The organism is Afipia sp. MLSD5-FHT05B12, from assembly GCF_058793355.1.
Genome location: NZ_JBXAFS010000002.1, coordinates 25,835 through 38,582, shown reverse-complemented (window position 1 = coordinate 38,582; position 12,748 = coordinate 25,835). Strand labels below are relative to the sequence as shown.

At 62.6% G+C, this 12,748-nt stretch carries 10 protein-coding genes; 2 read left to right on the top strand and 8 right to left on the bottom strand.

Annotated features, from left to right (window positions below; all coding sequences use genetic code 11):
• Window positions 1-4 precede the first annotated feature (4 nt).
• The 8 genes from ftsW to rsmH all read right to left on the bottom strand — a co-directional run bounded on the left by ftsW (window position 5) and on the right by rsmH (window position 10,225).
• Window positions 5-1,156, bottom strand: a complete 1,152-nt coding sequence (gene ftsW / locus AC1Q6J_RS02515; RefSeq protein WP_492277762.1) for a putative lipid II flippase FtsW — start codon at window positions 1,154-1,156, stop codon at window positions 5-7.
• 175 nt (window positions 1,157-1,331) lie between these two features.
• Window positions 1,332-2,729 (bottom strand): UDP-N-acetylmuramoyl-L-alanine--D-glutamate ligase, encoded by a 1,398-nt coding sequence (murD, locus tag AC1Q6J_RS02510; protein WP_492277761.1) that lies wholly within the window; start codon window positions 2,727-2,729, stop codon window positions 1,332-1,334.
• Window positions 2,730-2,733: 4 nt separating this feature from the next.
• Window positions 2,734-3,819, bottom strand: coding sequence for a phospho-N-acetylmuramoyl-pentapeptide-transferase (gene mraY, locus AC1Q6J_RS02505; protein WP_492277760.1), 1,086 nt, complete (start codon window positions 3,817-3,819; stop codon window positions 2,734-2,736).
• Between the two features lie 10 nt (window positions 3,820-3,829).
• Window positions 3,830-5,266, bottom strand: coding sequence for a UDP-N-acetylmuramoylalanyl-D-glutamyl-2,6-diaminopimelate--D-alanyl-D-alanine ligase (locus tag AC1Q6J_RS02500; protein WP_492277759.1), 1,437 nt, complete (start codon window positions 5,264-5,266; stop codon window positions 3,830-3,832).
• The gene (locus AC1Q6J_RS02495) at window positions 5,263-6,711 is read right to left on the bottom strand and encodes a UDP-N-acetylmuramoyl-L-alanyl-D-glutamate--2,6-diaminopimelate ligase (RefSeq protein WP_492278144.1); all 1,449 of its coding nucleotides are present in this window, start codon (window positions 6,709-6,711) and stop codon (window positions 5,263-5,265) included. Before AC1Q6J_RS02495 ends, AC1Q6J_RS02500 begins: the two co-directional genes overlap by 4 nt.
• A 181-nt stretch (window positions 6,712-6,892) precedes the next feature.
• Window positions 6,893-8,632: a peptidoglycan D,D-transpeptidase FtsI family protein gene (locus tag AC1Q6J_RS02490; RefSeq protein WP_492277758.1), complete on the bottom strand. Its 1,740-nt coding sequence runs from the start codon at window positions 8,630-8,632 to the stop codon at window positions 6,893-6,895.
• Complete coding sequence (gene ftsL, locus AC1Q6J_RS02485) at window positions 8,629-9,039, bottom strand: cell division protein FtsL (protein ID WP_492277757.1); 411 nt, start codon at window positions 9,037-9,039, stop codon at window positions 8,629-8,631. The genes AC1Q6J_RS02490 and ftsL overlap by 4 nt, the downstream gene beginning before the upstream one ends.
• Before the next feature lies 1 nt (window position 9,040).
• Window positions 9,041-10,225 (bottom strand): 16S rRNA (cytosine(1402)-N(4))-methyltransferase RsmH, encoded by a 1,185-nt coding sequence (gene rsmH, locus AC1Q6J_RS02480; RefSeq protein ID WP_492277756.1) that lies wholly within the window; start codon window positions 10,223-10,225, stop codon window positions 9,041-9,043.
• Window positions 10,226-10,752: 527 nt separating this feature from the next.
• Here rsmH and AC1Q6J_RS02475 point away from each other — a divergent pair.
• On the top strand, window positions 10,753-11,526 hold the full coding sequence (locus AC1Q6J_RS02475; protein ID WP_492277755.1) for an N-acetylmuramoyl-L-alanine amidase: 774 nt from the start codon (window positions 10,753-10,755) through the stop codon (window positions 11,524-11,526).
• A gap of 188 nt (window positions 11,527-11,714) precedes the next feature.
• On the top strand, window positions 11,715-12,680 hold the full coding sequence (locus tag AC1Q6J_RS02470) for a Dyp-type peroxidase (protein ID WP_492277754.1): 966 nt from the start codon (window positions 11,715-11,717) through the stop codon (window positions 12,678-12,680).
• Window positions 12,681-12,748: the final 68 nt, after the last annotated feature.

Below are 12,748 nucleotides of genomic sequence, written 5' to 3'. Positions count from 1 at the left end.
CTCGTCAGGCGAAGCCGTGCGCGACGTTGGCAGCGCCGATCGATTCCATTTCGACGCGCGGGCGCTGCCGTGTCAAGGCGAGCAACATGCCGACGCCATAGGCCAGCGAGATCATCGACGATCCACCGTAGGAGATGAACGGCAGGGTCATGCCCTTGGCTGGCATCAGATGGAGATTCACCGCCATGTTGATCGATGCCTGGATGCCGAACATGATCGCGAGACCCGCGGCGGCGAAGCGCGCGAACATATCCTCGCTGGCATAGGCGCGCGACAGCGCACGAATCACGATGAACGCGAAAAGCGCGAGCAGCGCGAGACACAGGATGATTCCGAATTCCTCGGCCGCGACCGCGAACACGAAGTCGGTGTGGCTATCGGGAAGAATGCGCTTCACTGTGCCCTCGCCCGGCCCCTGCCCGAACCAGCCGCCATGCGTGAAGGCTTCCATCGCGGTGTCGACCTGGAATGTATCGCCCGATGCAGGGTCCATGAAGCGTTTGATGCGGCCTGCCACGTGGGGCACCATCATATAAGCACCGAACAATCCGACAGCACCCGCGCCCATCAGCCCGAATACCCAGATCATCCGCATCCCGGCAATAAAGAACAGCGTACCCCACACCATCAGGATCAGCATGGTCTGGCCGAAATCCGGCTCCAGCACCAGCAGCGTCACTGTCATCAGCAGCAAGCCGAGCGCCATCGACGTTGCCGGCATTTCAGGCCGCTTGGCGGATTCGGCGAACAGCCACGCCACCAGCACCACGAAGGCGGGCTTCAGTGACTCTGACGCCTGAATGTTGATGCCGACAATGGTGATCCAGCGCTTTGCACCCTTCACCTCCGGCCCGAGCAGCAGCGTCGCCACGACCAGCAGGATGCTGATCGTGAACACGACCAGCGCGGTGCGGCGCACCTGACGCGGCGACAGGAACGACACGCCAAGCATCACAACCAGCGATGGCACCAGAAACAGCACGTGCCGGTTGAAGAAATGAAACGGATCGAGCCCGATGCGCGCCGCCACCGGCGGGCTCGCGGCCAGCGACAGGATCACACCGCCCAGCATGAGCGTGATGAAAGCGGCCACCAGCAGCCGATCCACCGTCCACCACCATTCGCTCAGGGGCGTGCGTTGCTCGCGGGAGATCATGTGCGTGTCCTGCGCAAAAGATTAACGGGGTATTACTCCCGCATCATGGTTTCAGGAGGGTTAAGGATGGGCAAATACGAGAAAAATTCTCGTCAAAGTGTCTGCGATGCCCTGATCGCGGCAACGATGGTCAGCTCCCTCTCCCCGCTGGAGAGAGGTGAAGGAAGACATCGCCCTACGCCGGCGTCAGACCGCCCGGCAGTGCGTTGGCGACCTCACGAAAGCGGTCGCCGCGCTTCTCGAAATTTGGAAACTGGTCGAACGACGCGCAGGCCGGAGACAGCAGGACCACCGGCTCTCCGGCTCCGGACGCTTCCGCGTCGCGTGTGGCGTGCGGCACCGCTTCCTCGAGCGTCCTGCTGATTTCGTGCGGTACATCGCCGAGCGTCGCCGCAAATTCCTGCGCTGCCTCACCGATCAGATAGGCCTTGCGTATGCGCGGAAAGAACTCACGCAGGGATTCAATACCTCCGGTTTTCGGCTTGCCGCCGGCGATCCAGAAAATATCCTTGAACGACGACAATGCGCGTGCGGCGGCATCGGCGTTGGTACCTTTGGAGTCGTTGATGAACAGCACGCGGCCATTGCGGCCGATCTGCTCCATGCGGTGCGCAAGACCCGGAAAACTGCGCAGCCCGTGCTGCAACATCTCATGGCTGACGCCGAGCGCCAGCACCGCCGCCGACGCACACGCCGCGTTCTGCGCGTTGTGCAATCCGCGCAGTGAACCGATCTCATTGATGCTTGCAATCCGCGACCGGGCGCCACTGTCGACGCGGACGATAGTATCGCCTTCAAGGCAAATGCCGTCGGCTACCGGATGCTTCACCGACACGCGGACCACGTTCTTTCCCCTGCGTGCGACGCGGTCGGCAATCGCCATGCACCAGTGATCGTCGACGCCGACAATGGCGGTCCCGTCCTGCTGCACGCCTGCCACCAGCCGCTCCTTCACCGCGGCGTAGTGTTCGATGCTGCCGTGACGGTCGATATGATCCTCGGTGACATTGAGCAGGATGCCGACGCTCGGATCGAGCGATGGCGTGAGATCGATCTGGTACGACGACATCTCGATCACATGAACGCGGCCCGTCGCAGGCGGCTCCAGCGACAGGATCGCGGTGCCGATATTGCCGCCCATCTGGGTGTCATAACCAGCCTCGCGCATCAGGTGCGCAACCAGCGCTGTCGTGGTGGACTTGCCGTTGGTGCCGGTGATCGCAACGAACGGTGCGTCAGGTGCATGGCGCTTGCGCTCGCGGCAGAACAGCTCGATGTCGCCAATCACCTCGACGCCTGCCTGTTTCGCGGCAACCACGGTCCAGTGCGGCTTGGGATGCGTCAGCGGCACGCCCGGCGTCAGCACCAGCGCCGCGAAATCCGCCCAGGAGACGTTACGCAAGTCGGCCGTGGTGAAACCGGCCTTCGCCGCTTCCGCCATCTTCGCAGGCGTGTCGTCGCTGGCGATCACCTTCGCGCCGCCAGCCTTCAATGCATGACAGCTCGCGAGCCCCGACCCGCCGAGGCCGAACACCGCAACCGTCTTGCCTTTGAAGGAAGTGACCGGCGTCACGCGTTCACCGCAGCTTCAGCGTCGAGAGGCCGGCCAGCGCCAGCATCACCGAGACGATCCAGAACCGGATCACGATCTGCGGTTCGGTCCAGCCTTTCTGCTCGTAATGATGATGGATGGGCGCCATGCGGAAGAAGCGCTTGCCGGTGAGCTTGAACGACGCCACCTGCACGATGACGGACAGCGCCTCGACCACGAACAGCCCGCCGATCACCGCCAGTACGATCTCATGCTTGGTGGCGACCGCGATCGCGCCGAGCATGCCGCCGAGCGCGAGCGAGCCGGTGTCGCCCATGAAGATCGAGGCCGGCGGCGCGTTGAACCAGAGAAAGCCCAAGCCCGCCCCGAGTACCGCGCCGCACAGCACCGCGAGTTCGCCGGTGCCGGGGACATAGCGGATTTGCAGATATTCGGCGAACACCGCGTTGCCGACGAGATAGGCGATCATGCCGAAGCTTGCGGCCGCGATCATCACCGGCACGATGGCGAGGCCATCGAGACCGTCGGTGAGATTCACGGCGTTGCCGGCACCGACGATGATGAACATGCCGAACATCACGTAGAACCAGCCGATGTTGAGCATGAACTCCTTGACGAAGGGAATCGACACCGCGGTGACCGATGCATTGCGGCCGAACCAGACAATGCAGCCGCAAGCGATCAGCGCGATAAGTCCCTCGACCGCGAGGCGTGAGCGCCCGGAGAATCCCTTGTCGGTCTGCTTGGAGACTTTCAGATAGTCGTCATAGAAGCCGACGAAGCCGAAACCCAGTGTGACCAGCAAGACGATCCAGACATAGGGATTACGCAGGTTGGCCCACAGTAATGTCGCGACGATCAATCCCGACAGGATCATCAGGCCACCCATGGTCGGCGTGCCTTTCTTGGTCACCAGATGCGTCGGCGGCCCGTCGGCGCGAATCGGTTGGCCCTTGCCCTGCGCCAGACGAAGCTGGTCGATAATCCAGGGCCCGAACATGAACACGAACAATGCACCGGTGACCATCGCGCCGCCGGTGCGGAAGGTGATGTAGCGAAACACATTGATGCCGGGGATGGTGCCGGCCAATTCAGTGAGCCAATAAAACATTCCAATTGCCTTAGTGTGTGGCGCCGTCGAGTGCGGCTTTTTCTGGAAAACGCTTTCGCAGCGCGGTCACAATAACTTTCATACGAGAACCAAGCGAACCCTTGACCATAATGGCATCGCCGGCGCCGATAGCAGCGACAACCTGCTGTTCGAGCGCGGCTGAATGATCGGCATAGCCGCCCTTCTTGGCGGAAGGAAGGGCTTCCCAGAGATTGAGCATCAGCGGACCACAGCAAAATACCGCATCAATATTGTTCGCCTTGATGGCCTCGCTGAGGCCGCGGTGCAGATCGGGGCCGGCCACGCCAAGTTCCAGCATGTCGCCGAGTACCGCAATGCGACGCCCGCGCGGACCCACATTGGCCTGACCGAGGACGTTGATCGCGGCCTTCATCGAAGCCGGATTGGCGTTGTAGCTTTCATCGATCAGTGTGGCAGCGCCTTCCGTGAGGGTTAGCACCTCGCGCACCCCGCGCCCGGCGGCCGGCTTGAGTTGTGCCAGCGCCAGCGCCGACAGCGCAAGATCGGCACCCGCGAGCGAGGCTGCGGCGAGCACCGCTAGCGAGTTCATCGCCATGTGCCGTCCCGGCATGCCAATCTTGTAGGTGATGTCCTGGCCGAGAATACTGGCGTGGATCGCCGAGCATGCGGGATGCAGCGACACATCGATCAGCCGCGCATCGGCTTTTTCGTCACCGCCGAACGAGACGATGCGTTTGATTCCGGCCTTCGTCGCGTTCTTGCTCAACCGCGCGAACTGCGGATTGTCGCGATTAAGCACCACGGCTCCGTCCGGCTCGACACCCGAGAAGATTTCAGCCTTTGCGTCGGCAATCGCCTCGATCCCGGAGAAGAACTCCAGATGCACCGGCTCGACCGTGGTGATGATCGCCATATGCGGCCGCACCATCTTCACCAGCGGCTCGATCTCGCCGGCATGGTTCATGCCGATCTCGAAGATCGCGAACTTTGACGACGCCGGGCAGCGCGCCAGGGTCAGCGGCACACCCCAGTGATTGTTGAACGAGGCGACCGACGCATGCGTCTCGCCCTGCGCGCCGAGCACGGCGCGCAACGCTTCCTTGGTCGAGGTTTTGCCAACCGAACCGGTGACGGCGATGACCTTTCCGTCAAGCCGCGCCCGTGCCGCACGGCCGAGGTCCACCAGTCCGGCGAGTACGTCCTCGACCACCAGAAGCCGCGCATCGGCGGCGAATTTGTCCGCATGCGCCTTGGAGACCACCGCGAGTCCCGCGCCGTTCTTCAGCGCGGCCTCGACGAAGTCGTGTCCATCATGCACATCACCCTTGATAGCGAAATAAGCCTCGCCCGGCGTCAACGTGCGGCTATCGATGGATATGCCGGTGATCGCATCCGGCAAAGCGCCGCGCGTTGAGGCCTGCATCGCCATCGCCATCGCTGCGCTCGTCCACAATGGCGCATTCATGCGGCATGCTCCGCCAATGCCGCCGCGGCGGCGTCGTGATCGCTGAACGGCAACACTTTATCTCCAACAATCTGACCGGTCTCGTGGCCCTTGCCTGCGATCAGCAGCGCATCGCCCTGTTGCAGGCCTGCGATAGCAGCGCGGATCGCCTCGGCGCGGTCGGCGATATCCTTCGCGCCTTTCGCAGCCGCCATGATGGCGGCACGGATCGAAGCTGGATTCTCCGACCGCGGATTATCGTCGGTAATGATGACAGTATCAGCATTCTCAGCGGCGATCGCCCCCATCAGCGGACGCTTGCCGGCGTCGCGGTCGCCACCCGCGCCGAACACCACCACGAGCTTGCGTTTTGTATAGGGCCGCAGCGCTTCCAGCGCCTTCGCCAGCGCGTCGGGCTTGTGCGCATAGTCCACGAACACCGGCGCGCCGTTGTGCTCGCCGACCAGTTCAAGACGACCGGGCGCGCCTTCAAGATGTTCCAGCGCCGCGAAGACACGCGCTGCATCGCCGCCGGTGGCAATGACCAATCCTGCCGCGACCAGCGCATTCTCGATCTGGAATTCTCCCACCAGCGGCAACCGCGCCTGATAGCGCTTGCCGTCGTATTCAAGCGTCAGCTTTTGCGCGAACCCGTCCACGCCAGCATCGAGAAGCTTGATGCCTTCGCCCTTGCGTCCGACCGTGACAATCCGCAGCTTGCGGATGCGCGCGGCATCGATCACGGCCTGCGAATGTTCATGATCGGCGGCGATCACCGCAGTCCCGCCATCGACGATCAAATCCGTGAACAGCCGCAGCTTCGCCGCAAGATAGTGCTCGACGGTTGGATGATAATCCATGTGGTCGCGCGACAGGTTGGTGAATGCACCGGCGCTGACGCGCACCCCATCGAGGCGATGCTGGTCGAGACCATGCGATGACGCCTCGAACGCCAGATGGGTCACGCCCTCGCCCGCGATTTCGTCGAGCGACCGATGCAGCGCGATCGGATCGGGTGTGGTCAGCGAGCCGTAGACCGTGCGTTTCGGCGACACGAGACCGATGGTGCCGATGCTCGCGGCCGCATGGCCGAGACGCTGCCATATCTGCCGCGTGAATACAGCGACGGACGTCTTGCCGCTGGTACCGGTGACGGCGGCGATGGTCGCGGGCTGGCGCGGGTAAAATCTCGCGGCGGCGAGCGCCAGCATGCGGCGCGGGTTCGGCACGGCGATGAACGGAACACGATTGTCGCTCTCAGGAATACGGCCGCTGACGACTGCGACAGCGCCGGACGCAATCGCCTGATCGATGAAGCGCGCGCCGTCGGTCTTGCCTCCGGCCAGCGCGAAGAAAACATCACCCGGCTTCACCGCGCGGCTGTCCACGGCAATGCCCGTGACCGCAACATCGGCATGTTGCGCGCCGACCACGGCATCCCCGCTAAAAAGGTCGCGTAGTTTCATTTCACCCTGGAACCTGACCGAATGAAGGATCGAATCCAACACACGCACGATAGAACTCTCTCTCCCCTATGGGGAGAGGGCTGGGATGAGGGGTACCAGACATCGATCTGAAATTCGAACCCCCTTCCCCGCTCGCTTTGCTCGCGACCTCTCCTCCACGGGGAGAGGTGGAGAGTCGCGGTTACCGGCTTTCCTTCGATGCCGCAAGAATAAGGCGGTCGGACGGCGGCAAGTCGAACCGCGGCACCATCCCGAGCAGCGGGGCGATCCGTTCGATCACCTTGCCGCCGGTCGGGACCGTGTTCCAGCCCGACGTGATAAAGCCGTGGGTTTCGGGCAGCGGCTGCGGCTCATCCAGCATAATCAGCAGCTGATATTGCGGTTTGTCGGCCGGCATGATGGCGGTGAAGGAATTCAGCACCTGCTTCTTGGAATAACGGCCGTTGACGACCTTTTCCGAGGTGCCTGTCTTGCCGCCGACATAGTATCCCTTGACGTCGGCCTTGCGCGCCGTGCCTCGCTCCGCGTTCAGCCGCATCATGTAGCGCATACTGGCGCTGGTCTCCGGCTTCACGACCTGCTTGGCGACCTGCATCGCATCCTCACGCGACCGCTTCAGGAACGTCGGCGGAATCAGATAGCCGCCATTGACCAGCGCATTGATACCCATCACGGCCTGCAACGGCGCCACCGCCATGCCGTGTCCGAACGCGATGGTGATGGTGTTCAGTTCACCCCAGCGCTTCGGCACCAGCGGCTCCGCGCTTTCGGGCAGTTCGGTGCGCAGCCGCGTCAACTGGCCTAGCTTGCGCAGGAACGCCTTGTGCGCCTCGACACCCATCGACAGCGCGACACGCGCCGCGCCGACGTTGGAGGATTCCGTGAAGACCTCCCACATCGGAACCGAGCGGCCGAGGTTGTGGGTGTCGTGAATCTTGAACTTGCCGTAGGTGAGCGGCGCACGTGCATCGTAGAGTGTGTTGATGGTGGCGCGGCCGGAATCGAGCGCCATCGCGAGCGTCAGCGATTTGAACGTCGATCCCATTTCATACACACCTGTGGTCAGGCGGTTGATGCGGGTCGGGTCGTTGGCTTCGCGCGGATTGTTGGGATCGTAGTCCGGCACCGAAACCATCGCGATGATCTCGCCGGTGTTCACATTCGAAACCAGACCCGCGGCCGCCTTGGCCTTGTACTTGTCCTTGGCCTTGAGCAATTCGTCGCGCAACGCATGTTCGACGCGCAGATCGACCGCGAGATTCACAGGCTCCTGCTGCCGGTCGGTGGCGAAGCCGGCCCGATGCAGGTCAGCGAGGCCGTTGCTGTCCAGCCACTTCTCGATGCCGGCAATGCCCTGGTTGTCGATATTCACATGGCCGATCAGATGGGACACCACGGGGCCGCTCGGATAAACGCGCTTGTTCTCGCGCAGGAACCCGACGCCGGGGAGACCCAGACGATAAATCTCCTTCTGCTGCGTCGGCGTGATTTCGCGCTTCAGCCAGACGAAGCCTTTTTTCGACGAGAGACGGTCGCGCACTTCGCCGGCGTCGAGATCCGGCAGGGTCCCGGTGAGAAGCTCGATGGCCTCGTCCTTGTCGATGATGCGGCGCGGCTCGCCGAACAGCGACGGCGTTTTGACGTCGGTGGCGAGGACCATCCCGTTACGGTCGAGAATGTCGGGCCGCGCGGTGGCGATGGCATCCTGCGAGGCCGTGCGCCGCGCACCGTGACCGTCGCCGCCGATCGCGAACATGACGAGGCGGCCCGCGATGATCGCGTACACCGTCGCGAATGCGACGATCGCAAGGCCGACGCGCGCGCGCGCCTTGGCCGAACGGTCCACATTCTTTCCGTAAAGCAGCGTGCGGATCAGCCGTTGCCGCCAAGGCTCAGCAGGCCGCGTGATCTGATCGGTCACTGCGCGCCCTCCGGCCTGGGTATCGACCCTGTCAGCGATTCATCCTCAGAGGCCGCGGCGGCGAGGGCTTCGAGATCGACGCTTTCGATCATGGTGCCGATCGGATCGGGATCGCCCGGCCTGGCGAAGTTCGGCGGACGCGGCGGCAGGTTCTTCAGCGAGTCATACTGCGTGGCCTCGATCGAGCGCAGCGACAGGTGGCGCGAGGCCAGTTCCTGCAAGCGCTTCGGCGATTCAAGCTTGGCCCATTCCGCCTTGAGGCCGGCGATGGCATCGCGCTCCTTGCGGATGTCGGCACGCAGCCGCAGAACGCTTTCGGTCCGCACCGTCGATTCCATCTTGATGCGGTAGACGTAAGCCGCACCGAAGACCAATGCGCAGATGACGAAGAGGTGGACAAACCGCATGTCAGCCTCCCCTCATCACGTCGGCGAGTTGCGGCCAGTCGAATGACGCGGTCTCCGATTGCGCGGGCGCCTCGGTACGTGCAGCAGCGCGCAGCTTCGCGGAACGCGCGCGCGGATTGGCGGCGACCTCCTGATCGTCCGCCACGACCGGACGCCTGGTGAGGATTTCAAAGCTCGGCGACGCCTGATCCACTTCGGGCAGATGCCGCGAACCGCCGCCGCGCTTGCCGCGCTCGTTGAGGAAATTCTTGACGATGCGGTCTTCGAGCGAATGGAACGACACCACCGCCAGCCTGCCGCCGGGCTTCAGCATCTGCTCCGCGGCGACCAGCGCCGCATGCAGTTCGTCCAGTTCCTCGTTGACGAAGATGCGCAGCGCCTGGAACGTCCGCGTGGCGGGATGAATCTCGTTCGGCTTGGAGCGCACCACGCGCGAGACGATGTCGGCCAGTGCGCGCGTCGTCGTGATCGGCGCTTCTTTACGCGCCGCAACGATGGCGCGGGCGACGGCGCGGGAATGCCGCTCCTCGCCGAAGATATAGATGATATTGGCCAGATCGGTTTCGGACGCCTTCGCCACGACATCGGCCGCGGTCGGCCCGTCCTGGCCCATCCGCATGTCGAGCGGGCCGTTAAGGCGGAAGGAGAAACCTCGCTCGGACTGATCGAGTTGCATCGACGAGACGCCGACATCCATGACGACGCCATCGACGGCAGTAACACCCTGTGCCGCGCAAACATCAGCCAGATTGGAAAAGCGATCCTGGACCAGGGTCAGCCGTCCACCCGAGGAATCCACAAGATCAAAGCCACCGGCGATTGCGGTGCGATCGCGGTCGATGCCGATCACGCGGGTTCCGGGAACTTTCAGGATTGCGCGGCTGTAACCGCCGGCTCCGAACGTCGCGTCCACGTAAACGCCGCCGTCGCGCGGCGCGAGCGCCTCAACCGCTTCGCGGCCGAGAACCGGGACGTGACGTACAGGTGCATCGTCGGGCGACATTTCAAACGCCTGCCGGTGAAAGACGGCCGCATGCCGGCCGGAATATCCGGGCCGATCCGCGAGATCGCGGCCGAACAGCCCCAGATTGGCCCTTTCCGGCACCCAAATCGACCTGAACGCGGAAGCGCTGGCGATGACCCGCCTTAAATTCGAGGTTCCGCATGGGATTTTCTGGCCAGCCATCGAGCTTTTCGCGGGGCTTTTTGCGCATTTAAGGACCACAGCCGGACCCTTTCCGGCGCGACTCTCCACCCTTCAGTAGCGGCAGTTATCGTTAAGGAATGGTTGACGCAGAGGATTGCCTTTGAAGAAGGTGTCTTCCGCGGCGCCGGTGAGCAACCCGGCCATGCGCAATGTTCTGGGGGCAAGAACCAGCCATGGAACCCGCGCGGATTGCACCGGATAGGCATTGCCGTATCACTAGCGGAGTGGATTTGACATTCGCTACGCCAACAAGCGGCGATTCCGCGAGGCGAATGTCAAATCCAAAACTCCACTGGAAACTTATAATTGCTGGTGGTCCGTCGATTCCAGCATTCGCATGATGCCCGCTGAAATGGGGGGCGAATGTTAGAATCGGACCACCAGCCCGCTACCGCCCTTCTCTTGCCCCGTTTTGAGTACCTCTATGCCGCGAGGATCGTTTGAGTCTGCTGGATATGGTTCGAAGCGTCAGCGTCCCGATTGTTCACCTGGGGGAATCTGCTGAGATGCTGAACTTCGTGCCGGACTCGTCCGTCGTTTCCAATGTGACGCCGTCGCCGAACTACGGCGACCGCAAGGGCGTGCTGTCGCCGAACATGATCGTGCTGCACTACACCGGCATGGCGGACGCAGCGAGCGCAATCGTGCGGCTCTGCACGACAGGCACCGAAGTCTCCGCGCATTATGTCGTGCTCGAAGACGGCAACATCGTTCAGTGCGTGCGCGAATCCGATCGCGCATGGCATGCGGGCGCATCGTCGTGGGGCAATGAGACCGATATCAACTCCCTTTCGATCGGCGTCGAGATCGTCAATCGCGGCCACGACCTCGGCTACACCGATTTTCCGTTGCGCCAGACCGCGGCGGTGATCGCGCTGTGCAAGGGCATCATGATCCGCCGCGACATTCCGAAGCATCGCATTCTCGGACATTCGGATGTCGCACCGGGCCGCAAGAAAGATCCCGGCGAGAAATTCCCGTGGCGGCTGCTGGCGGATTCCGGCGTCGGTCTCTGGGTCGAGCCGGCCCCGATCGTGCGCGGCGTGCAGACCATGCTGGGGCAGTCCGGCGACGATGTTCTCGCCTTGCAAAAACTGCTGGCGAGCTTCGGGTACGGCGTTCCGCTGAACGGACTCTATGACGCCGCCACCATGGACGTGGTCGCAGCCTTCCAGCGGCACTTCCGTCCGGAGCGAATCGACGGCATCGCGGACACCTCGACGTTGACCACGTTGAACGATCTGCTCGCGCTGATGCCGAAAGAAGCATTGGTCAGCTAGGCACTTCTCAAAAGCAACTTACGCCTGTCTCATCAGGCTATCCCCTGTCGTCGTGCGCAGGCACATCGCCGCAACGCGCCTAAACCCGGCGGCGCTGTTGCGCGTCCGCTTGTCATCGCGATAACGTGCCTTGACCGTATCCTGATGGTGTCCGGTCAGTCATTTGACGCCAAAGGCGGGGATGCGGCATGTCGGAAAAAAACTGGGACAGAGTGCCGATCGATGCACAAAGCATCGACGCTCCGCTGTCGCTGGCGGCGATCTTTCTCGTGGTCACCGTCTCAAGCGAACAGACCGCCCTTGCGAAGGTTTGTTCAGTGTTCGGCGAACTTGACGACCTCGTCAAGACTGTCGGATTTCGGGATCTGTCCGGCCACCTGTCATGCATTGCAGGAATCGGCCACGACCTCTGGAATCGTCTCAGCCCGGATGCCCGGCCGAAAGAACTGAAGCCGTTTGCGGCGATCAAGGGAGCGGTTCATAACGCACCATCGACCACGGGCGACCTTCTCTTTCATATCCGGTCCGAACGCCCCGATATGTGCTTCGAGTTTGAACGCATCCTGCTCGACAGTCTCGGTACGGCAGTGACCGTCGTCGATGAAGTTTCGGGCTTTCGATATTTCGATGCGCGCGACCTTCTTGGATTCGTCGATGGGACGGCCAACCCCACCGGTCTCGATCTGCCGGCCTCGGCGCTCGTCGGTGACGAGGATGCCGCCTTCGCCGGCGGCAGCTATGTCGTCGTCCAGAAGTATCTGCACGATCTCAGCGCCTGGAAACAAACTCCCACGCACCTCCAGGAAGAAATCATCGGCCGGACGAAGATCGACAATATCGAAATCGACGATGACGACGCTCCGCGCAAATCGCACAAGTCGCTGGCCACCATCGTGGACGCCGACGGAAACGAACACGACATCCTGCGTGACAACATGCCTTTCGGCCGGCCGGGACGGCAGGAATTCGGGACCTACTTTATCGGTTACTCCCGATACCTTTGGGTGACCGAGAAGATGCTCCAGCGGATGTATGTGGGCGATCCGCCGGGAGCCTATGATCGCCTGCTCGATTTCTCGACGCCGCATACCGGCACGACGTTTTTTGCTCCGGCCCGCACCATGCTGCAAACGCTCGTTCAGGCGGCGGATTAACCGCTCAACACTTAACGGACAGAACCGGCCGTCGATGGAGCCGCATTTGGCTTGACCGCGCGGCAGAT